Origin of the sequence: Collinsella sp. AM17-1 (assembly GCF_003470665.1) — a bacterium.
Taxonomy (GTDB): Bacteria; Actinomycetota; Coriobacteriia; order Coriobacteriales; family Coriobacteriaceae; genus Collinsella.
Map to the genome: position 1 here is coordinate 59,225 of NZ_QRJZ01000004.1, position 20,458 is coordinate 79,682.

19 protein-coding genes are annotated in these 20,458 nt (G+C 62.7%); 10 read left to right on the forward strand and 9 right to left on the reverse strand.

The genetic code is table 11. The features are described 5' to 3' along the window. Positions 1-31: 31 nt before the first annotated feature. The 6 genes from hypD to trxA all read right to left on the reverse strand — a co-directional run bounded on the left by hypD (position 32) and on the right by trxA (position 5,353). Entirely contained in the window at positions 32-1,144 is a 1,113-nt protein-coding gene (hypD, locus tag DW195_RS03345) for a hydrogenase formation protein HypD (RefSeq protein ID WP_233540802.1), read from the reverse strand. Further along, on the reverse strand, positions 1,144-1,404 hold the full coding sequence (locus DW195_RS03350) for a HypC/HybG/HupF family hydrogenase formation chaperone (RefSeq protein WP_118205861.1): 261 nt from the start codon (positions 1,402-1,404) through the stop codon (positions 1,144-1,146). Before DW195_RS03350 ends, hypD begins: the two co-directional genes overlap by 1 nt. A gap of 130 nt (positions 1,405-1,534) precedes the next feature. Continuing rightward, entirely contained in the window at positions 1,535-4,006 is a 2,472-nt protein-coding gene (gene hypF, locus DW195_RS03355) for a carbamoyltransferase HypF (RefSeq protein WP_118205862.1), read from the reverse strand. Positions 4,007-4,048: 42 nt separating this feature from the next. Beyond that, positions 4,049-4,561, reverse strand: a complete 513-nt coding sequence (gene nikR / locus DW195_RS03360) for a nickel-responsive transcriptional regulator NikR (protein ID WP_118205863.1) — start codon at positions 4,559-4,561, stop codon at positions 4,049-4,051. A 1-nt stretch (position 4,562) separates the two neighbouring features. Further along, positions 4,563-4,811 carry a hypothetical protein gene (locus DW195_RS03365; RefSeq protein ID WP_006235225.1) on the reverse strand — a complete coding sequence of 83 codons (249 nt, stop codon included), beginning with the start codon at positions 4,809-4,811 and terminating at the stop codon, positions 4,563-4,565. 221 nt (positions 4,812-5,032) lie between these two features. Continuing rightward, positions 5,033-5,353, reverse strand: a complete 321-nt coding sequence (gene trxA, locus DW195_RS03370) for a thioredoxin (RefSeq protein ID WP_055250861.1) — start codon at positions 5,351-5,353, stop codon at positions 5,033-5,035. A 136-nt stretch (positions 5,354-5,489) separates the two neighbouring features. On the opposite strand from trxA, the gene DW195_RS03375 reads away from it, so the two are divergent. Next, positions 5,490-6,065: a hypothetical protein gene (locus DW195_RS03375; protein ID WP_055250826.1), complete on the forward strand. Its 576-nt coding sequence runs from the start codon at positions 5,490-5,492 to the stop codon at positions 6,063-6,065. A gap of 64 nt (positions 6,066-6,129) precedes the next feature. On the opposite strand, the gene DW195_RS03380 is transcribed toward DW195_RS03375, so the two are convergent. Both DW195_RS03380 and DW195_RS03385 read right to left on the reverse strand, forming a co-directional pair. Beyond that, positions 6,130-7,407, reverse strand: coding sequence for a sensor histidine kinase (locus DW195_RS03380; RefSeq protein ID WP_118205864.1), 1,278 nt, complete (start codon positions 7,405-7,407; stop codon positions 6,130-6,132). Next, positions 7,407-8,129, reverse strand: coding sequence for a LytTR family DNA-binding domain-containing protein (locus DW195_RS03385; RefSeq protein ID WP_118205865.1), 723 nt, complete (start codon positions 8,127-8,129; stop codon positions 7,407-7,409). Before DW195_RS03385 ends, DW195_RS03380 begins: the two co-directional genes overlap by 1 nt. Positions 8,130-8,421: 292 nt before the next feature. On the opposite strand from DW195_RS03385, the gene nadA reads away from it, so the two are divergent. From nadA to DW195_RS03405, 4 genes are read left to right on the forward strand one after another with little or no spacing between them, the layout of a single operon-like run. Further along, positions 8,422-9,447 carry a quinolinate synthase NadA gene (nadA, locus tag DW195_RS03390; RefSeq protein ID WP_117839954.1) on the forward strand — a complete coding sequence of 342 codons (1,026 nt, stop codon included), beginning with the start codon at positions 8,422-8,424 and terminating at the stop codon, positions 9,445-9,447. Positions 9,448-9,475: 28 nt separating this feature from the next. Beyond that, positions 9,476-10,879, forward strand: coding sequence for an FAD-binding protein (locus tag DW195_RS03395; protein WP_199576300.1), 1,404 nt, complete (start codon positions 9,476-9,478; stop codon positions 10,877-10,879). A 3-nt stretch (positions 10,880-10,882) separates the two neighbouring features. Further along, positions 10,883-11,743: a carboxylating nicotinate-nucleotide diphosphorylase gene (gene nadC / locus DW195_RS03400; RefSeq protein WP_118205867.1), complete on the forward strand. Its 861-nt coding sequence runs from the start codon at positions 10,883-10,885 to the stop codon at positions 11,741-11,743. Further along, entirely contained in the window at positions 11,743-12,288 is a 546-nt protein-coding gene (locus DW195_RS03405; RefSeq protein WP_117776390.1) for a transcription repressor NadR, read from the forward strand. Before nadC ends, DW195_RS03405 begins: the two co-directional genes overlap by 1 nt. Before the next feature lie 237 nt (positions 12,289-12,525). Here the strand turns inward: DW195_RS03405 and DW195_RS03410 are convergent, their stop codons facing one another. After that, positions 12,526-12,711, reverse strand: coding sequence for a DUF362 domain-containing protein (locus tag DW195_RS03410; RefSeq protein ID WP_006235216.1), 186 nt, complete (start codon positions 12,709-12,711; stop codon positions 12,526-12,528). A gap of 595 nt (positions 12,712-13,306) precedes the next feature. Here DW195_RS03410 and dnaK point away from each other — a divergent pair. The 5 genes from dnaK to DW195_RS03435 all read left to right on the forward strand — a co-directional run bounded on the left by dnaK (position 13,307) and on the right by DW195_RS03435 (position 20,283). After that, the gene (dnaK, locus tag DW195_RS03415; protein ID WP_118205868.1) at positions 13,307-15,199 is read left to right on the forward strand and encodes a molecular chaperone DnaK; all 1,893 of its coding nucleotides are present in this window, start codon (positions 13,307-13,309) and stop codon (positions 15,197-15,199) included. A gap of 2 nt (positions 15,200-15,201) precedes the next feature. After that, positions 15,202-16,044: a nucleotide exchange factor GrpE gene (locus tag DW195_RS03420; RefSeq protein WP_118205869.1), complete on the forward strand. Its 843-nt coding sequence runs from the start codon at positions 15,202-15,204 to the stop codon at positions 16,042-16,044. 108 nt (positions 16,045-16,152) lie between these two features. After that, positions 16,153-17,118, forward strand: a complete 966-nt coding sequence (locus DW195_RS03425) for a DnaJ C-terminal domain-containing protein (protein ID WP_055285310.1) — start codon at positions 16,153-16,155, stop codon at positions 17,116-17,118. Between the two features lie 72 nt (positions 17,119-17,190). Next, on the forward strand, positions 17,191-17,607 hold the full coding sequence (locus DW195_RS03430; protein WP_117634482.1) for a heat shock protein transcriptional repressor HspR: 417 nt from the start codon (positions 17,191-17,193) through the stop codon (positions 17,605-17,607). 375 nt (positions 17,608-17,982) lie between these two features. Further along, a complete protein-coding gene (locus DW195_RS03435; protein WP_118205870.1) occupies positions 17,983-20,283 on the forward strand; it encodes a hydratase in 2,301 nt (766 codons plus the stop codon). Positions 20,284-20,458: the final 175 nt, after the last annotated feature.

Below are 20,458 nucleotides of genomic sequence, written 5' to 3' on the forward strand. Positions count from 1 at the left end.
TGGGTGGTGCCGGTGTGCGGGTGCGTCCGGACTAGTCGCGGTAGCGGTAGTACGCCGCGCAGCTGCCCTCGGAGCTCACCATGCACGGGCCGACGGGGTGCTCGGGCGTGCAGGTGCGGCCAAAGAGCGGGCAGCTGCTCGGCGCAATGGCCCCGCGCAGCACGTCGCCGCAGCGGCACCCGCGCGGCTCGACCGTCGCCTCAACGGGCACGTCAAAGCGAGCACGGGCATCAAAGCGCGAGAACTCGGGGCGGATGGAAAGGCCCGAGTTGGCAATCAGCCCCAGCCCGCGCCATGTGGTATCGCACGGCTCAAATACCTGCTCGACCAGCTGGCGCGCCACGGGATTGCCGTCGGCATTGACGCCGCGACGGTAGGCGTTGTCGATCGCGAGCCTGTCCTCGACAACCATCTGGACCAGCATGCAGATGCCCTGCAGGATATCGACCGGCTCAAATCCCGTTACCACGCCCGGGGTCTTAAACTCGTCGACCAAAAAGCCAAAGGGGGCTAAGCCCGTGATGGTGGCGACGTGTCCCGGCAGGATAAAGCCGTCGATAGCGGTCTCGGGATCGTTGGCGATGGCGCGCAACGCCGGCGGCGTGGTCTTGTGGGCGCAATAGACCGAGAAGTTCTGCAGCCTGCGTGCGTCTGCCTCCAAGATGGCGGCGGCGATGGTGGGCGTTGTGGTCTCGAAGCCCACGCCCATAAAAATGACCGGGCGATCGGGGTTTTGCTCGGCAATGTCGAGCGCGTCGAGCGGGGAATAGACGATGCGGATGTCGCGCCCCGCCGCCTTTTGCGCAGCGAGCGAGGTGGATGATCCGGGTACACGCATCATGTCGCCAAAGGTGGTGATGATGGCGCCGTCTATGTTGGCGAGCGCGATCGCGTGGTCGATGTCGCGGTTGGCGGTAACGCAGACGGGGCAGCCCGGGCCGCTCAGCAGCTTGAGCCCGGCCGGCATAATGGAGCGAAAGCCATAGCGCCCGATGCTCACGGTATGCGTGCCGCAGACTTCCATAAGGTTGATGCTGCGGTTGCCGACAAACTCATGAATACGATCGATGAGCTCGCGAGCCAGCTTGGGGTCGCGAAATGCCGAGAAGTCGATACCGGAGCGAGCCGGCTGCTCGGCCGCCACTAGTATGCCTCGGCCGGGTTGGTGGCAAGCTGGTTTTCTTCGACCAGTTCGGTCATGGTGTTGACCAGGTCGAGCGTCTCCTGCGCCTCCTGCTCGTCGACGATCTGGATGCCAAATCCAGCGTGCACCAGAATATAATCGCCTACCTGCGCCGTCGGCACGAGTCTCAGTGAAACAGGGCGCTCGATGCCCATCATGTCGACGGTGGCCTTGAGGTCGTCGTCGCGTTTGACTACTTTACCGGGAACGGCAAGGCACATAATGTTCCCCTTTTATACGTTTTGCGCTGGATAGGCGCCTAATTACCCATCAGTTGATGGTAGCGCTCGCGGGAGTCACGAGCAAACGCGTTACACCTGTGAGACGGCGGCGCGCAGGCTGGCAAAACGCCTATCGCGATGCTGTCTGCGCGAGACGAGCGCGAGCGATGGCGGCCTGACCGTAGGCGATACAGCCGTCGTTGACGGGCACGGCGTGGGGGACCAAGACGGCAAGACCGGCGTCTTTAAGTTCGTGGGTAAAGAGCTGAAGCAAAAGCTGGTTCATGAACACACCGCCCGAGAGCGCGACGGTATCGATGCCCTCGCGCGCGCAGATTTCGCGTGCGATTCGTGCCGAAGAGCGCGCGATGGCGATATGGAAGTCGAGTGCGAGCTTGCCGGCGGGCACGCCGGTCCTGATTCCCTCCAAAAGCGCCTCAAAAAGCGGTCTGGAGTTCAGAACATGGCAATCGTCCGGACGGGATGATTCGGTTACGGAAAAGCTGACCATATTGCCGGTGGGGCAGGCACTTTCACTGCTGAACGCGCGCCAGGCGGCGGCTTCGAGTTCTATGGCGGGTTCGCCCTCGTAGGTTGCCTTGTCGCAGATGCCCAGAATTGCTGCCGCGGCATCAAAGAGACGTCCCATGCTGCTGGTACGCGGGCTGTTGATGCCGCGCTCGATCATGGTGGCTGTCACGCTACGCGTTTGCTCGTCGAGGCTGTCCAAAAGCTGAGCGGCGCCTGGGTGCTCGAGTAGGCCGAGTTCGCTGAGCAGGGCAAAGGCGTTGCGTCGAGCGTCGCGTACGGAGGCCGCCCCGCCGGGGAGCGCCCAGGTGAGCAAATGCGCGGTGCGCTCAAAGCCGTCAAGGCTGGCAACAAGAAACTCGCCGCCCCAAATGGTCCCATCGGTGCCGGCGCCGGTGCCGTCGAAGGCGATGCCAAGGACACGCGTGTCGGTTGTAAGCTGGCCCGCGGCGATGGCCTCGGCCATTACGCTCGCGATATGCGCATGATGGTGCTGCACTTCGACGAGCGGCAGATTGCATTTTCGCGCCTGCTCGCGCGCCCACTGGTCCGATAGATAGCTGGGGTGTAAATCGCAGGCCAAGGCGGCGGGCGCCAAGTCAAAGAGATCTTCCAAGCGCGTGCGCGCGGCGTTCCAGGCATCGAAGGTCCCGCCGTTTTCAACATCGCCGATATGCTGCGACACAAAACAGGTTGCCTCGCCGTTCGTCCCTTCGCGCGTGAGCGCAATCGTGGCCTTTTGTTGTGGCCCGCAGGCGAGCACGCAGGACGGAGCGCCGTCGAGCGCCGGCAACGGCAGCGGCTGGGGTGCATATCCGCGGGCACGGCGCACGGGCATAATGGCGCCGTCGACCACGCGCACTACAGAGTCGTCGTAGCGCGAGAGGATCGCGCGGTCGTTGCCGAGTAGCGCATCAGCAATGCCGGCGGCAACGAGGCGCTCCCAGGCAAGATCGTCATCGGTCTCGATGGGCTCTTCGCTCAGGTTTCCGCTGGTCATGACGAGCGCGTGCATACCGCGGGCTTCTGCCACGGCAAGCAGCAGATGCTGAAGCGGGGTGTAGGGGAGCATAACGCCAAGCTCGGGCAGGTCGTGCGCGACGGACGGTGCGAGTACGAGGGCGTCGGGAGAATCGCCGTCGCTCCCGCAAACAGCACGCCGGCGCAGCAGCACAATGGGGCGAATGCTGCCGGCCAGCAAGCCGCGCTCAACGTCGTTGACATGGCACAGGCGTTCAACGTCGGCAAGGTCGCGTACCATAACGGCAAGCGGCTTGTTGCTGCGGCGTTTGCGACGGCGCAGCTCGGCTACCGCCTGCTCGTTGGAGGCGTCGCATGCCAAGTGAAATCCGCCCAGACCCTTGATGGCGACGATGCCGCCGCTGGCCAGCAGCTCGACGCAGCGCTCGATGATAGCGTCGCTGGCCTCGCGTGTGGTGCCGACGGCCGGTGTCGCGGACGAATTCCCGCACGCATCGCCGTTCACAGCCTCGCGCCAAGTAATATGCGGCCCGCAATCAAAGCAGGCATCGGGCTGCGCGTGAAAACGCCGGTCGAGTGGGTCGGCATACTCCGCGGCACACTCAGGACACATGGGAAAACAATTCATCGACGTGGCCGCTCGGTCATAAGGCAGCGACCGGATGATGGTAAAGCGCGGTCCGCAGTTAGTGCAGTTGATAAAGGGGTAGTGATAGCGTCGGTCGGCGGGATCGAACAACTCGCGCAGGCAATCGTCGCAGGTGGCGATATCGGGCGAGACGAGCGTCGTGTGCGCGGTCTGGTCCTGCGATGCCACAATGCGAAAGCCCTGCTCATCGGCAGCGCTCCAGCCGCCAGGCTCCAAATCCGCAATATCGACTCGCTCAACGCGGGCTGCCGCAGGCGCATGCGCAGAAAGCGCGGCAACAAAAGCATCGAGCGCATCGGCCGGAGCGTGCGCCTCGATATGCACGCCGTCGCCCGCGTTGAGCACCCATCCGCAAATGCCGTGCGCCATGGCCTCGCGATACACAAACGGCCGCATGCCAACGCCCTGCACAATGCCCGTCACATGAATATGCACATGTCGCATGCGACACCCCTCATCAAAACCGACCAAATAGGGACAGGTGCGCTACAGCCCCAGGCTCTGCTTGGTGGCGGCGCACGTGAGCTCGCCGTGCTTAACGCCGCGCAGGCCCAGCAGGCGGTCGGCTAGTTCGTAGACGCGCTCGCCGCGACCCTTGAGCGCCAGAATCTCCAAGCAGTTGTGGTGATCCAGATGCACGTGCATGGTCGATACGATCTCGTCGGTGTAGTCGTGCTGCACTTCGTCCAGACGGCGCGTCAGGTCACCGGTATGGTGGTCGTAGATCATGGTGAGCGACCCGATAACATGCTCATCGGGCGTGCGCATCTGCTCCTTGGCGATCGAGGCGCGAATCAGGTCGCGCACGGCCTCGGAGCGGTTGGCCACGTCGCCGCGGCGCGCGATCTGTTCGTCAAAACGGCGCAGCAGGTCGTCCGGTGCGGTAACCGAAAAGCGGACTAGCTCGGAGCCGGAGCCACTACAGTGGCAGCCTGCGTCACCGTCCGCCCCGTGCGGATGCTCGTGCTCGTACCCGCAGCCGTGCTCGTGTTCGGCCACGTTACACCAGCTTCACGGAGCCGACGGAGTTGTGGTCGGCCTCGATGGCCTCTTCGTAGCCCTCGAGTGCGTCGTGGGCCTCGTGCAGCGCGGCCATGGCTGCCTCGAGCTTGGCGCCGATGCGCTCCATGTCAAAATTCTCGGTCGCATGCAGCAGCTGATGGCTCCACTCGTGAGCGAGCTCGATGGTGTCGTCGACCTGCTTGACGCTCATGGCAAGCTGGCTCATGTTCATTCCAACGTCATGCATGGGAAATCTCCTTTTGTATGGGGCAGTTCAGTGGTTCAGATTTTACTACGCCCACTCTGTGCGCAGCTGCATAAGAAAACGGGTGCGAGTCTGTGCGACTCGCACCCGTTCACTGGGGGCTGTTTGTAGCTACCATACTATCCGTGGTCGCACGCGCCGCACCCGGCAGTCCGGCAAGCGGTGCAAAACCGCTCATGGACGGCGGGCAAGTAACAAGCGTATTACAGATGCTTCTCCAGCAGCGCCTGCAGCCTCGCCTTGGGCAGAGCGCCAACCGAGCGGTCAATCTCCTCGCCGTTCTTAAACACAATCAGCGTGGGGATGCTCATGACGCCATACTTCATGGCCAGGTCCTGGTTGTCGTCGACGTTGCATTTGGCAACGGCAAGCTTGCCCGCCAGCTCATCGGCTACCTCGTCCACGATGGGCGAGAGCGATCGGCAGGGCCCGCACCAGGGTGCCCAAAAATCGACCAGCACGGGCAGGCTGTCGTTAACGATGGAATCGAAGTTCTCGGGGGTAATCTGCTTAATGTCAGCCATGGTGACCTCCATAATACGACGCGGCTCGGCCGCGTAAAACTCAGTACGACCGTGCTTATACCCAGCCGCCCGCAAAGCAACCACTCGCGGGCAGCTCTTTTATATAATGGTGGGCACGCAAACGATTGGAGAGCGCATGTCCACGTCACAAAGCCAGAAAAAAGAAGCCATCGCCCAGGCGGCCGAGCAGGAGCTCACATCGCTTGCGGTCCGTGGCGTGCGCATCGTGGGCAACGCGTGCTCGCCGATCGTGCTGGTCAAAGGCGATTTGGACGAGGCCGAGCGTTCGGGCGGCGAGCTGGCTGCCGGTCCGGACGGTGCTGCGCTGCGCAAGGCGCTTGGGGCCATCGGCTACGCGCCCGAGGATTTTTGCGTGCTGGCAAGCGTCGCCGGCACAGGTGACGGAGCGGTCGCGGTGGGCGAGACTCTGCCGTGCGAGCTGTTCCGCGAGGCGCTTGAGGCTCTGGATCCCGAGGCGGTGCTGCTGCTCGATAACAGCGCGGCCGATGTCATGCGCGAAACCTACGCCGATATGCTCGTGGCGATTGATGACTTCGACACCGCCATGCTCAAGCCCGGCCTGGTCGCCCATGTGCAGGGCCGCCGCGTGCTCGCGCTCGATGGCTTTGAGGCGGCGCTGACCGACAAGGCGGCCAAGCAGCGCATGTGGGCCTACATCAAGCAGCTGACCCCGGCGGTCGCTCCACTGTAGCGGATCGGCACCGGCGAGCGATTGCCTGGCGGGCGAGGCGCGCCGCGAGATCGGCGCCGTACTTCTACATCACAGCGCGCAGCTCAAACCGATCGCCGTTAATGCGGAACTGGCAGTTGCCGTTCATGCGCTCCACGGCAAGTTTGATGCTCTTGGTTCCAAAGCCGTGGCCCGCATGCCGGGTCACGGGCATGCCGTCGACCATGCGCGGCGCGCGGTCAAACGTGTTGGAAACTAACAGCAGCAGCTGGCCGTCCTCCAATCGCAGGTCAAAGTCGACGAATCGCTTTCCTTGGGGTGCGGCGCTTGCGGCGGTGATAGCGTTTTCCAAGGCATTTGAGAGCACGCTAAACAGATCGGCGTCACCTACGTGGACGGTTTCGGGTACGGCGGCGCGCAGGTTGGCGGTAATGCCGTTTCTATTGATATCTGAGTTGAATGACGAAAGCGCGATGTTTACGGTCTCGTTGGCGCAGAAGCGGCGTACGGCGGTGCGGTCGCCGGCTTCGCAGAGCTCATCGATGCGTTTGAGCGCCTCGTCGGTGTGGCCCTCCTCAATTAAAGTGGCCAGGCCGCGTAGGAAGTGGCGCATATCGTGGCGAAGAATCGACAGCTCGCGCCCAGATTGACGCCAAGCCTCGAGCTCTTTGATGGCGGCGCTGTCGCGGGTTTCGAGCATCCAACGCTCTCGCTCGGCGGTTTCCTTTTCTTCGTATTCGCGCAGGTAAACGGCAAGAAACATAAGATAGAAGGCACAGAGCGCAAATGCCAAAAACTCAACTGTCACCACCGAGCCCGAGTGGAACAGCGTGGTGTAGACGTTGGTGGCGTAGTCAAAGATGTAATAGACGAGCGGCAGGATTAAAAGGATGCCCAGCTCGGTGGGGCTTTTAATCGCCAGGCGGGGTCCAATGTCGCCGGCCCAATGCAGCAGGACGGCAAAGACGCCGAGCGTGGTAGCGATGCGTGCCAGATAGTACGCGATCTGCGAATCGGTTGCGGCAAATGCGGCGATGCCCATCCAATTGCTGAACTGGCAGCTCAGATAGGCGCTGGTGACGCCCAACGTCGCGAGTAGCGGACTCAAGTGGTAGCGCGCGCATAGGTAGACGGTAAGCGGCAAGTGCACGACGAGCGGATAGACCTGACGGGCAAAAAGCTCTCCGCCAACGACATTGGCGATCGAAAAGGCAGCGCCGGTTGCGGCTCCGACCCCCACCAACTCGAGTGCATGGCGTCGATTGATTTCGATACCGCACAGCGCCGCCGAGGCAAAGACGCCAAAGAGCAGCGTCGTGGCGTGGTGGATTGCCCAAAGGACCATTTCGACCGAGGAGATCATCAGCGCCTCCTGCCCTCAAAGCGCACCGCAAAGTAGGCGTCTTGGAACCCCTGCTTGCTGCTGCGCGACAGCGGAATGCACGCGCCCGAGCGCATGACGATGTCTGTGCGATCGAAGTGGTCGATGTTGCGCAAGTTGACCTGGTAGCTACGGTGGCATTTAAAGAAGGTGGCATTTTGCGCCAAACGGTCCTCGACGCTGCGGAACGACTCGAGTGCCTCGATATCGCGTCCGTCGCGCAGGTGGAAGACCACGTGCTTGTTGCGCGCCTCGGCATATTCGATGTCGGACAGGCGCAGGGCGTGGTAGCCAAAGGACGTTTTGATCACGAGCTCGTCGGTTGCCGCCGGGCGCATGCTCGAAAGTTCGTCGAGTAACTGCGCCAGGCGTTCGTAAGTCACGGGCTTGAGCAGATAGTCGAAGGCGCGGACCTCGTAGGACTCCAGTGCAAACTCGGGCGATGAGGTGAGAAACACCAGGCGCACGGCGGTATCGGCCTGGCGCAATTCGCGTGCGGTGTCCATGCCGTTGACGAGCGGCATGATCATGTCGAGCAGGATGATGTCGGCGCGCGACGCGGCATGGCGCGCCAGCAGGTCCTCGCCGCGCGTAACGAGCGCAACATCGACCGCCGTGCCCGTCTCGATCGACCAACGGTCGATCATCCGGTGCAGTCTATCTAGAAAAGCGACGTCATCGTCGCAGGCAATAATCTTGAGCATTCTGAGCCCCCTTAGTAGTTCGATTTTGCCACATTGGGCGCGGACCACTCGCGGGGGAGCGCCCGTTCGTGCCTCACGGTGCGCAACTCGCGCCGAGCGGTATTGCGGTGGCGAAAGATGCCTCCTGCGCTATCGAGAGCTCGGCTATCCTCAGCTTGCCAGTTCGAATATGGACTTGCCGCATGGTCGAATCTTTATTTCAACTTTACACCTAGGTTTACAGCTGTCTTGTCAGCTGTAAACCTAGGTGTCATACTAAAGCCCCAAGATTCGCCAAAAGAGAGGGGCCTTGATGGCACAGAGCGCGAACATGGATGCGTCGGAGCTTGCACGCGATATCGCGGCCGGCCTAGCATCGGCAACGACGGCAACGGAGCGCGCGGCACTGGTGCCCGCAGAGCTCGTCGAGGCCATTCAGCAACTTAAAACCCAACGCGACGCGGTGATCCTGGCGCACTATTACGTGGCGCCCGAGGTTCAGGCTGTGGCCGATTACGTCGGCGACAGCTTCTACCTGGCAAAGCTTGCCAAGAGCCTGCCGCAGCAGACCATCGTGCTGTGCGGCGTGGAGTTTATGGGCGAGAGCGCCAAGCTGCTCAATCCCACCAAGACCGTGCTGCTGCCCGAGCCGGGCGCGGACTGTCCCATGGCGCACATGGTCAAGCGCGAGACGGTCGATGCGGCGCGCGCCGAGTACGGCGACGACCTGGCCGTGGTCTGCTACGTCAACTCCACGGTCGAGATCAAGAGCTGGAGTGACGTGTGCGTTACCAGCTCAAACGCCGTCAAGATCGTCTCCGAGCTGCCGCAGCAGCACATCTTGTTCATTCCCGACCAGAACCTGGGCCGCTTCGTAGCCGAGCAGGTGCCCCAAAAGCACGTCATCCCCAACAACGGCTACTGCCCGCGCCATCACATCATCACCGTCGAGCAGATCGTCGACGCGACGGAGGCCCACCCCGACGCGCTCGTGCTGGCGCATCCTGAGTGCAAGGCTGACGTCCTGGCTGAGGCCGACTACATCGGCTCCACCGCCGGCATCATCAAGTATGCCGAGGAGTCCGACGCGAGCGAGTTCATTATCGTGACGGTCCGCGGCGTACTCTACGAGCTCGAGCGCCGCTGCCAGGGCACCGGCAAGAAGTTCTACTTCCCCGCGGTGCAGCCCACCTGCGTCAACATGGATCTCATCACGCTCGAAAAGCTCGTGCGCTGCCTGGAGACGGGCGAGGGCGAGGTGCAGATTGGCGTGTCGGACAAGGCCGCCGATCAGGCCAAGCTCACGCTCGACCGCATGCTCGAGTACGCAGCGCGCTAGAACAATGCGGCATGAGGGACGGTCCCTTATGTCACATTCAAGGGAGAGGATTCCTGTGGAAACCAAGCAATACCCCGATATGGAGTGCGACGTCGTTATTGCCGGCTGCGGTGTAGCGGGCCTGTACGCGGCTCTCAACCTGCCGACGAGCATGCGCGTGATCATGCTCTCCAAGGGCGCTGTCGACGAGTGCGATTCGATGCTCGCGCAGGGCGGCATTTGCGTGCTGCCCGAGGGCTCGGACTACGATGCCTTCTTTGAGGACACCATGCACGCCGGCCACTACGAGAACCGCCGCGAGAGCGTCGACATCATGATTCGCTCGAGCCGTTCGGTCATCAACGACCTGCTGGCCATGGGCGTGGACTTTGAGCGCAAAGCCGACGGCAGCCTCGACTTTACCCGCGAGGGCGCGCACAGCCGCCCCCGCATTGCCTTCCATGCCGACATTACGGGCAAGGAGATCACGACCAAGCTGCTTCAGGCCGTTCGCAAACTGGATAACGTGCAGATTTTGGAGCACGTGGCCATGACCGACATCCTGACGGGCGAGCGTGACGGCGCCACGGTGTGTGCCGGTGTCGTTGCCGTTCCCGTGGACGAGGACAACTCGGTTCGTCCCGCCGACGAGCTGGTAAATGCCGCCGAGGGCGCGCATGCCGGCGAGCCGTTTAAGATCCATGCCCGTCACACGCTGTGGGCAACGGGCGGCATCGGCGGCGTGTACGACCATTCGACCAACTACCCGCAGCTCACCGGTGACGCCTGCTACATCGCTCAGGAGCATGGCATTAAGATGGAGCACCTGGACTACGTGCAGATTCACCCCACGGGCCTGTTCTCGCCGCAGCCAGGCCGCACGTTCCTGATCAGCGAGAGCTGCCGCGGCGAGGGCGCGATTCTGCTCAATGCCGCCGGTGAGCGCTTTACCGACGAGCTTCAGCCGCGCGATGTGGTCGCCGCCGCTATTCGCGAGCAGATGAAGCAGGACGGTACCGAGCACGAGTGGCTGAGCTTTGCCCCCGTCGAGCGCGATGTAGTGACCGGGCACTTTGCCAACATTCGCGCACGCTGCCTGGAGGACGGTCGCGACATCCTGGATGAGCCCATTCCCGTTACGCCTACGCAGCACTACTTTATGGGCGGCGTGTGGGTCGACAAGGACGGCCGCACCTCGATGCCCGAGCTCTACGCAGCCGGTGAGACAGCCTGCAACGGCGTGCACGGCAAGAATCGCCTGGCTTCCAACAGCCTGCTCGAGTCCCTGGTTTGGGGCCGCCGTGCCGCCTGGTGCATGTGCACCGGCGAGTCGCTCGCCGTGGAGCAGGCGGGCGAGCCCGCGCTCGACGGGCGTCATCGCGCCCTGAGCGCCGACTCCCTGGCAATCGATGATTTGGCCCGTGCCGCCGGCACGCAGACCGTGGAGGAGTAGACCATGAATCCCATTACCATGAAGCTCGTCGTCGATGATCTGATTCTGCAGGCTCTGCGCGAGGACATCACGTTTGAGGATGTGAGCACGGCGAGTGTGTGCCCCACGGCGCGCCCCGCCACGGTGGAGCTCATCGCCAAGGCCGATGGCATCATCGCGGGCTTGGATGTGTTCGCCCGCACCTTTGAGCTGCTGGATTCGCAGAGCTCGGTGCTGTTTGATGTTGCCGACGGTGACGAGGTGCACGCCGGCGACCACGTGGGCCAGGTGCGCGGCGATGCGCGCGTGCTGCTTTCGGGCGAGCGCGTGGCGCTCAACTACCTGCAGCGCATGAGCGGTATCGCTACCTATACGCACAGAATGGCAGCGGCGCTCGAGGGTACCAAGACCGTGCTTGTCGACACACGCAAGACCACGCCGGGCATGCGCGTTTTCGAGAAGGCCGCGGTCGAGATCGGCGGCGGCAGCAACCATCGCTACAACCTGTCGACAGCCGTCATGCTCAAGGACAACCACATCGATGCTGCCGGTGGCGTGACGCGCGCGATCGAGATGGCGCGCGCCCACGCGTCGTTTACCACGACGGTCGAGATCGAGTGCGAGAACCTGGACATGGTGCGCGAGGCCGTGGAAGCCGGCGCCGACATCATCATGTTCGACAACATGACCCACGACGACATGGCCGCCGCTATCGAGCTTATCGCCGGTCGCGCCAAGACTGAGTGTTCGGGCAATGTGGACGTCAGCAATATTCGCGCCCTGGCCGATCTGGGCGTCGACTTTATTAGCTCGGGCGCGCTGACACACTCCGCCCCGATCCTCGACCTCTCGCTTAAGCACCTGCGTCTGCTGGACGGTAAATAATGAACGCCCGCGAGCGCCGTCGTGCCATCATGGGCGTTCTCGAGGGAGCCAGGGAGCCCGTTTCGGGCAGCGCACTTGCCCGCGAGGTTGGCGTGAGCCGCCAGGTCGTGGTTCAGGATATTGCCCTGTTGCGCGCCGATGGGCACGATGTCGTGGCAACCAACCGCGGCTACGTGCTGCAGGAGGCACCCAGCAGCCCCGCCGTGCCCACGCGCTTGGTCAAGGTTCGCCACAGCGTGGAGCAGGCAGGCGATGAGCTCACGAGTATCGTCGACGCCGGCGGCGCCGTGCTCAACGTGATCGTCAATCACCGCGTGTACGGTAAGATCACGGCCGACCTGGACATTCGCAATCGTCGCGATGTTGAGCGCTACCTGCACGATATCGAGAGCGGCAAGAGCTTTCCACTACTAACGGTGACGAGCGGCTACCACTTCCATCGCATCGCCGCGGAAGACGAGCAGACCCTCGACGAGATCGAGGCCATACTCAAGGAGAAGGGCTACCTTGCCGATTTAATGCCCTACGAGGACGATCTATCGTAGCCGATGCTGCAAACGTCCCTAAGCGGCAATCTGACGTTCAATTGTCGGTCGCGTACAAAAGTACGCTTCCCTCCTCTTTCACGTCACCTTGCTCGCCTAGGGACGTTTTCGCTGACGTGAGCTCAACCTGCGATGGTGCCTAATTGGTTATCCGCACAAAAAAGGAGGCCTCCGCGGCGATGCGGAGGCCTCCTTTTTGTGCACGGTGTACTTTTGAGTGTGCAAGTGGGGGAGTTGTTACTCCTCGACGATCTCGGTGATCGCGCCAGCGGGGCAAGCGTCCTGGCAAGCGCCACAGGCGACGCAGGAGTCCTCGTCAGCGACGGTAGCGACGTCCTGGAGCTCCAGAACGCCAGCGGGGCAGGAGTCGACGCAAACGCCACAAGCGATGCACTCGTCGGCATCAATTACGGGATGAGCCATGGTAGTTTCCTCTCTGTTGACCGACGCTACAGGCGATGTGCGTCGGTTTGATTCGGGCAAAAACATACCACGGGAGCGACCGTTTGCAATACCCTCTGACCGGCATCTTCATACCGTTCGCCGAGTATGCCACGGCTTACTAAAAAACATGCAGGTGAGGCCGCTGAGCTGCGCAAATGTTAGCTAAAGGTGACTCGAAATATTGAGCTATTGAGCGCGCCTGCGGAAAGGGCATCCCGTTATTTTGCCGAAAACAGGGTCGCTGTTTCCGGTTGGGCCCGCTAGCGGAAACTGCGACCCGGTATCAGCTCTCAAAACGGGACGAGCTTTCCGCAAGGCGGCCCCAGACACCTTCGGACCCAAACCTCAGCCATCTCTACATAGATCTCAATAGATCTGCCGAGAACTCAAACAGCGCATCTACCTGCGAATTTAAGAACCTAAACTCTCGGCAATAAGAAATCTTATATGAATTGACTTAGATTTTGTATATTCCGGCCCATAAGGGGATACACTACATCCTGAAAGACAAGCCGAAGCACCGCGCGACAGACCGCCGAGTTGGTGCAAACGCACAAGAGAGAGGGAATTTCTAATGGGCAAGATTCTTGGTATCGACCTTGGTACTACTAACTCCGCAATGGCCGTTCTCGAGGGCGGTTCTCCGACCATTATCGTGAACGCCGAGGGCGACCGTACCACCCCGTCCGTCGTGGGCTTCCGTGCCGACGGCGACCGCGTCGTGGGTAAGGCCGCTAAGAACCAGGCTGTCACCAACCCCAAGAACACCGTGTTCTCCATCAAGCGCTTCATGGGCCGCAAGTACTCCGAGTGCACCTCCGAGATCAAGACCGTGCCGTATGAGGTCAAGGAGGGCCAGGGTGGCCGTGCCGTCGTCGACATCGAGGGCAAGGACTACACCGCCGAGCAGGTGAGCGCCATGACGCTCGCAAAGATGAAGGCCGACGCCGAGAAGTATCTGGGCGAGACCGTCACCGACGCCGTCATCACCGTCCCGGCCTACTTCAACGACGCCCAGCGTCAGGCCACCAAGGACGCCGGTAAGATCGCCGGCCTTAACGTCAAGCGTATCGTCAACGAGCCGACCGCTGCCGCTCTTGCCTATGGCCTGGACAAGCAGGGCACCGACCAGCGCATCCTGGTCTTCGACCTGGGCGGCGGCACCTTCGACGTTTCCATCCTCGATCTCGCCGACGGCGTGTTTGAGGTTCTGTCCACCTCGGGCGACAACCACCTGGGCGGCGACGACTGGGATCAGCGCGTCATCGACTGGATGGCCGATAAGTTCCAGCAGGAGAACGGTGTCGACCTGCGTCAGGACCCAATGGCCCTGCAGCGTCTGAAGGAGGCTGCCGAGAACGCCAAGAAGGAGCTCTCGGCCGCCCAGCAGACCACCATCAACCTGCCGTTCATTACCATGAACCAGTCCGGCCCGCTGCACCTCAACTACACGCTGACCCGCGCCGAGTTCGAGAAGATCACCCGCGACCTGCTCGAGCGCTGCAAGCAGCCTGTCACCAACGCCCTGCGCGACGCCAAGCTTAAGCTCTCCGATCTGACCGAGGTCATCCTCGTCGGCGGCTCCACCCGTATGCCCGCCGTCCAGGAGCTCGTCAAGACCATGACCGGCAAGCAGCCCAACATGTCCGTGAACCCCGACGAGGTCGTTGCCGACGGCGCTGCCGTCCAGGGCGGCGTGCTCACCGGCGACGTCGAGGGCATCCTGCTGCTCGACGTTACCCCGCTGTCGCTGGGCGTCGAGACCATGGGCGGCATCATGACCAAGATGATCGACCGCAACACCACGATCCCGACCTCCAAGACCGAGGTCTACTCCACCGCTGCCGACAACCAGACCAGCGTCGAGATCAACGTGCTTCAGGGCGAGCGCGAGCTTGCCCGCGACAACAAGTCGCTCGGTAAGTTCCAGCTGACCGGTATCCCGGCTGCCCGCCGCGGCGTGCCGCAGATCGAGGTCACCTTCGACATCGACGCCAACGGCATCGTCAAGGTCTCCGCTAAGGACAAGGGCACCGGCAAGGAGCAGCAGATCACCATTTCCGGCTCCACCGCTCTGTCCGACGACGAAGTCGATCGCATGGTCAAGGACGCCGAGGCTCATGCCGAGGAGGACAAGAAGCAGAAGGAAGAGGTCGAGGTCCGCAACCAGACCGATAGCCTGTGCTACTCCACCGAGCAGACCCTCAACGAGCTGGGCGACAAGGTTTCCGCCGACGTGAAGTCCAAGGCCGAGGCCGCTATTGCCGACGCCAAGAAGGCGCTCGAGGGTTCTGACGTCGAGGCCATCAAGGCCGCTGGCGAGTCCCTGCAGTCCGTGGCCTACGAGCTGGCCCAGGTTGTCTACGCCGACGCTCAGCAGCAGACCGACGGTGCCGCCGGCACCCAGCCTGCCGACGATGACGTGGTCGACGCCGACTACGAGGTTGTGGACGACGAGGACAAGTAATCATGTCCGCCCGTAAAGCTCGCGCGGAGGCGGCTGCCGCTGGCGCCGCCCCCGTTGACTCTGAGGAGAAGGACGTGAAGATTCCCGTAGAGGCCGTCGACGATACCGAGGCCAACGAGGCCGAGGCCGCCGAGGCTGCCGAGAACCAGGTAGAGGATCCCAACAAGGAGGCGACGATGACCGAGGACGAGATGGTGGAAGCCGCTATCCGCGCCGGTGAAGAAGCCGCCGACAACGACTTTAAGCTCAAGTTCGAGCAGGCCCAAAAAGAGCTTGCCGACGTGCGCCATGAGCTCGATGCTGCGGCAGAGGCTCAGAAGGCCGCCGAGGACAAGGCAAAGGACGCCACCGAGCGTACCGCCCGTCTGCAGGCCGACTGGGAGAACTTCCGTCGCCGCACCGCCAATGAGCGTATCGCCGAGCGCGAGCGCGCGACCGAGAAGCTTGTCACCGCGCTGTTGCCGGTGATTGACGATATCGAGCGCGCGATCGACCATGCCCGCAGCCAAGAGCTTTCCGACGACTTTAAGCAGTTCGTCGATGGCGTTGACGCGGTACATGCCAAGCTGCTCGACGTTTTTGCGCACGAGGGCGTTGAGCCCATCGACCCCAAGGGCGAGGCGTTCGATCCGCTCGAGCACCAGGCTGTGGGTCGCGTCGAGGACGCATCGCAGTATGACGAGACCGTCAACGATGTGTACCAGAAGGGCTACCGCATGGCGGATCGCATCCTGCGTTCCGCGATGGTGACGGTGACCTACGGTGGCGAGAAGCGCCCCGCACCGGAGCCCGAAGCGGCGCCCGAGGATGCTACGGCCGATACGGCCGAGAGCACCGAGGAGTAATTGAGAAGGGCCCCGGGGCAACACCCGGGGCCCTTTCTGGCCTAGTGCCATATGAAAGCGTGAGCCGTCGTCTGCATGGGCGGCGGACGTAACAGGAGAGGAGCTACGATGGCTGCAGGCAAAACCTTCTATGACATCCTGGGCGTATCCAAGAGCGCCTCCGACAAAGAGATCAAGAGCGCGTTTCGCAAGCTCGCGCAAAAATATCACCCCGATGCCGGCGGCGACGAGGCCAAGTTCAAGGAGATCAGCGAGGCCTACGAAACGCTTTCGGATGAGAAGAAGCGCAAAGAGTACGACCAGATGCTCATGTTCGGCGGCATGCCGGGCGCGGGCGGCGCGTATGGCGGCGGCTACGGGGCCGGCGCGGGCGCCAGCGGCTGGGGCGATATCTTCGACAGCATCTTTAGCGGCAACGGCGCCTGGGGCAGCGATTGGGGCTCGGGCTTTGCCGGGGCTGCGGGCGCTGCCGGTGCCGGCGCTGGCCGCAGCCGTGCTCGCAAGGGCGGCGACCTGTCGCTGACTGTCGACGTGACGGCCGAGGACGCGTTTCGCGGCGTGACGCACAAGGTCACCTATCGCATTCCCTCGACGGGCGAGCAGCAGACCATTACGGTCTCGGTGCCCGCGGGCGCGGTCGACGGAGGCAAGCTGCGTTACAAGCGTCGCGGCGAGTATGGCGTTGCCGGCGGCGAGCGCGGCGACCTGGTCGTGACCACGCACGTGGAGGAGCATCCGCTGTTTAAGCGTAAAGGTGCCGACGTGACCATGGAGGTACCGGTCTCGGTCTATGAGGCGGCGCTCGGCTGCACGGTGGACGTGCCGACGCCCGGCGGTGCGACGGTTCGTCTGAAGGTGCCCGCGGGTACCCAGACGGGCAAGAAGTTCCGCTTTAAGGAGATGGGCGCGCCCGACGTTAAGCACCGTGGCCGCACGGGTGCGCTGCTCGTCGAGATCAAGGTGCAGGTCCCCACAAATCTATCCGATGACGAGCGTGATGCCATGACCAAGCTGCGCGAGGCCGACACACGCGACTATCGCGAGAAGGTCAATCGTTACAAGGCGACGTACTAGGGCGGTCGTGGCGCACGCCCGCGCCCGCGGGCTTATGATGGACGATAACGAGACGGAAAGGGGTCAGGTAGCATGGCCGAGGACAATAGGAACAAACCGCTGTACATGATCAGCGTGGCGGCCGAGCTGACCGGCATGCACCCGCAGACTCTGCGCGTCTACGAGTCCAAGGGCCTGGTGAATCCTCAGCGCTCGGGCGGTAACACGCGCCTGTATTCGCGTGCCGATATCGAGCGTCTGGAACTCATCAACCAGCTGACCGACGAGGGCATCAACCTCGCCGGCGTGGTGCGCATCCTCGATATGAAGGAGCGTGCTGAGGAGCGCGAGCGCGAGAACGAGAAGCTCCGCGCTCGCGTGCGCCAGCTCGAGGACGAGCTGCACGAGTACAAGATGCAAAAGAAGATCACCGCCCTGGCCCCGCGCGATGGCTCAGTCAACCCCGAGCAAGTCATGCGCAAGCTGCTAGGTACGGGCGGCGACGTATAGCTCCGCCGGCGCTGCCGGGCACTCATTGGGGACGTACTTAAATGAGTGCCCCAAAATGAGAGTGGATAATCTCCCGTTTTTGGCCTATGTGCAGGCTCAAAGTGGGAGATTACCCACTCTCGTCATTTCGGCACTTGGGGACGTTCCTTTTCTGGTCATTGGGGACAGACTTAAATGAGTAGTCGTTGGGGACGTTCTTGTTTGACTAGTCGTTTAAGAACGTCCCCAATGACTACCCTGCGCTAAGCTCGCCCTATGCTTTACTGAGATAAAGTGAACGTGCAGATTCGTAACCCGCTCGCAACCGTTCTATGGCACGATATTGAACGAATGTATGCTATGCGCCCAAATCTTTTGGGCAGAGTGGGAGACAGTATGGTCAAGCTGTACGAGGACGGCATCTACCTGCGCGGCGGCAGCGAGGTTGTGCCTGCGGCCGAGGCTGCCGAGCGCGGTATTACGCAGACGCCCGAGGACGCCAAGCGTGGCACCATCGCGTATTCAATCCTCCAGGCACACAATACGTCCGGAGACCCCAAGGCACTCAAGATTCGCTTCGACGCCATGGCGAGCCACGACATCACCTTTGTCGGCATCATCCAGACGGCGCGCGCCTCGGGCATGGAGCAGTTCCCGCTGCCCTACGTGCTCACCAACTGCCATAACTCGCTGTGCGCCGTGGGCGGCACCATCAACGAGGACGATCACGTCTTTGGCCTCTCGGCTGCCAAGAAGTACGGCGGCATTTTCGTCCCGCCGCATATCGCCGTCATCCACTCCTTTATGCGTGAGAACTTCGCCGGCTGCGGCAAGATGATCTTGGGCTCCGACTCGCACACCCGCTACGGCGCTCTGGGCACCATGGCCGTGGGCGAGGGCGGTGGCGAGCTGGCAAAGCAGCTGCTGCGCGACACCTACGATGTCGCCTATCCCGGTGTCGTGGCTATCTACCTCACGGGCGCCCCGCGTCCCGGCGTCGGCCCACACGACGTGGCACTCGCCATTATCCGCGCCGTCTTTGCCAAGGGCTATGTCAAGAACAAGGTCATGGAGTTCGTGGGCCCCGGCATCGCGAGCATGACGACCGATTACCGCAACGGCGTCGACGTCATGACCACCGAGACCACCTGCCTTTCCTCCATCTGGGCAACCGACGAGGACACGCACGCGTTTTTGACCATGCACGGTCGCGGCGACGACTACCGCGAGCTCAAGCCCGCCGATGTCGCCTACTACGACGGCTGCGTCGAGGTCGATCTGTCGAGCATCAAGCCCATGATCGCCCTGCCGTTCCATCCTTCCAACGGCTTTGAGATCGACGAGCTCAATGAGAACCTCGAGGACATCCTTCACGAGGTGGAGCTCGAGGCCGCCAAGATCGGCGAGGGCAAGACGCACTTTAGCCTGCTCGACAAGATCGTCGACGGCAAGCTGCATGTGCAGCAGGGCGTTATCGCCGGCTGCTCGGGCGGCAACTACGATTCCGTGGTCCAGGCTGCCCGCGTGCTCAAGGGTGCCAACACCGGCTGCGGCGAGTTCTCGCTGTCGGTCTATCCCACGAGCCAGCCCGTGGCGCTCGAGCTCACGCGTCGCGGCTATATCTACGACCTTATGGAGGCCGGCGCGATCGTGCGCACGGCGTTCTGCGGCCCGTGCTTTGGCGCCGGCGACACGCCCGCCAACAACGGCCTTTCGATCCGCCACACCACGCGCAACTTCCCCAACCGCGAGGGTTCCAAGCCGGGCAATGGCCAGCTGAGCGCCGTGGCTCTGATGGACGCCCGCTCCATCGCGGCGACGGCAGCCAACGGCGGCGTTCTGACGCCGGCGACCGACCTGCCCGAGGACACCTGGGACGAGGCATGCGAGTATACCTTCGACGACGCGCCGTACAAAAAGCGCGTGTACTGGGGCTTTGGCAAGGCGGAGCCTGCCGACGAGCTGGTCGAAGGCCCCAACATCAAGCCGTGGCCCGCGATGGAGCCGCTCGGCGACGACATCCTGCTCAAGGTGTGCTCCAAGATCATGGACCCGGTCACCACGACCGACGAGCTCATTCCCTCGGGCGAGACGAGCTCCTTCCGCTCCAACCCGCTGGGCCTGGCCGAGTTTACGCTGAGCCGCCGCGACCCGGCATACGTGGGTCGCTCCAAGGAGGTCGACGCCGTGGAGAAGCGCCGCGTGGCCGGCGAGGCCACGGGCGACCTGGCGGCGCTCGATGCCGAGCTTGCCGGCGTGTTTGAGGCGCTGGCCGGCGCGGGTGTCGCGGCCGACGCCAAGGCGACCGAGTACGGCTCCATGCTCTATGCCAAGAAGCCTGGTGACGGCTCTGCCCGCGAGCAGGCCGCGAGCTGTCAGCGCGTGATCGGCGGCCTGGCCAACATCGTCCACGAGTACGCCACCAAGCGCTATCGCTCCAACGTGATGAACTGGGGTATGGTGCCCTTCCAGATGGAGGCCGAGCCCAACTTTGAGGTGGGCGATTACGTTTTCGTGCCGGGTATCCGTGCCGCGCTCGATGGCGATCTGCAGAACATCGCCGCCTACGTGGTGCGCGCCGACGGTGCTGTTGAGCAGATTGAGCTCTACATTGCCGACATGACGGCAGAGGAGCGTGCCATCGTCAAGGCCGGCTGCCTGATCAACTACAACAAGTTCAAGGCCGCTGCCGAGTAACTCTGCTGTACGCCCCTGCCACACCTTTCCCTCGTGCTCACGCGCTTCGCGAGGGTCGCCCGAGGGAAAGGTGTGGCCGGGGCTACCGCGACGCTCTCGTTGGGTCTTGAGGGACGCCAAAAATAGACTTGCTTGAAGCCGCTTCTCTTAATGGGGCGGCTTCTTTTTGTCGAAA

Coding starts and splice junctions, on each gene's coding strand:
- DW195_RS03350 (WP_118205861.1), bottom strand. CDS start 1,404: ATGTGCCTTGCCGTTCCCGGTAAAGTAGTCAAACGCGACGACGACCTC.
- hypF (WP_118205862.1), bottom strand. CDS start 4,006: ATGCGACATGTGCATATTCATGTGACGGGCATTGTGCAGGGCGTTGGC.
- DW195_RS03365 (WP_006235225.1), bottom strand. CDS start 4,811: ATGCATGACGTTGGAATGAACATGAGCCAGCTTGCCATGAGCGTCAAG.
- trxA (WP_055250861.1), bottom strand. CDS start 5,353: ATGGCTGACATTAAGCAGATTACCCCCGAGAACTTCGATTCCATCGTT.
- DW195_RS03375 (WP_055250826.1), top strand. CDS start 5,490: ATGTCCACGTCACAAAGCCAGAAAAAAGAAGCCATCGCCCAGGCGGCC.
- DW195_RS03380 (WP_118205864.1), bottom strand. CDS start 7,407: ATGATCTCCTCGGTCGAAATGGTCCTTTGGGCAATCCACCACGCCACG.
- DW195_RS03385 (WP_118205865.1), bottom strand. CDS start 8,129: ATGCTCAAGATTATTGCCTGCGACGATGACGTCGCTTTTCTAGATAGA.
- nadA (WP_117839954.1), top strand. CDS start 8,422: ATGGCACAGAGCGCGAACATGGATGCGTCGGAGCTTGCACGCGATATC.
- DW195_RS03395 (WP_199576300.1), top strand. CDS start 9,476: ATGTCACATTCAAGGGAGAGGATTCCTGTGGAAACCAAGCAATACCCC.
- nadC (WP_118205867.1), top strand. CDS start 10,883: ATGAATCCCATTACCATGAAGCTCGTCGTCGATGATCTGATTCTGCAG.
- DW195_RS03405 (WP_117776390.1), top strand. CDS start 11,743: ATGAACGCCCGCGAGCGCCGTCGTGCCATCATGGGCGTTCTCGAGGGA.
- DW195_RS03410 (WP_006235216.1), bottom strand. CDS start 12,711: ATGGCTCATCCCGTAATTGATGCCGACGAGTGCATCGCTTGTGGCGTT.
- dnaK (WP_118205868.1), top strand. CDS start 13,307: ATGGGCAAGATTCTTGGTATCGACCTTGGTACTACTAACTCCGCAATG.
- DW195_RS03420 (WP_118205869.1), top strand. CDS start 15,202: ATGTCCGCCCGTAAAGCTCGCGCGGAGGCGGCTGCCGCTGGCGCCGCC.
- DW195_RS03425 (WP_055285310.1), top strand. CDS start 16,153: ATGGCTGCAGGCAAAACCTTCTATGACATCCTGGGCGTATCCAAGAGC.
- DW195_RS03430 (WP_117634482.1), top strand. CDS start 17,191: ATGGCCGAGGACAATAGGAACAAACCGCTGTACATGATCAGCGTGGCG.
- DW195_RS03435 (WP_118205870.1), top strand. CDS start 17,983: ATGGTCAAGCTGTACGAGGACGGCATCTACCTGCGCGGCGGCAGCGAG.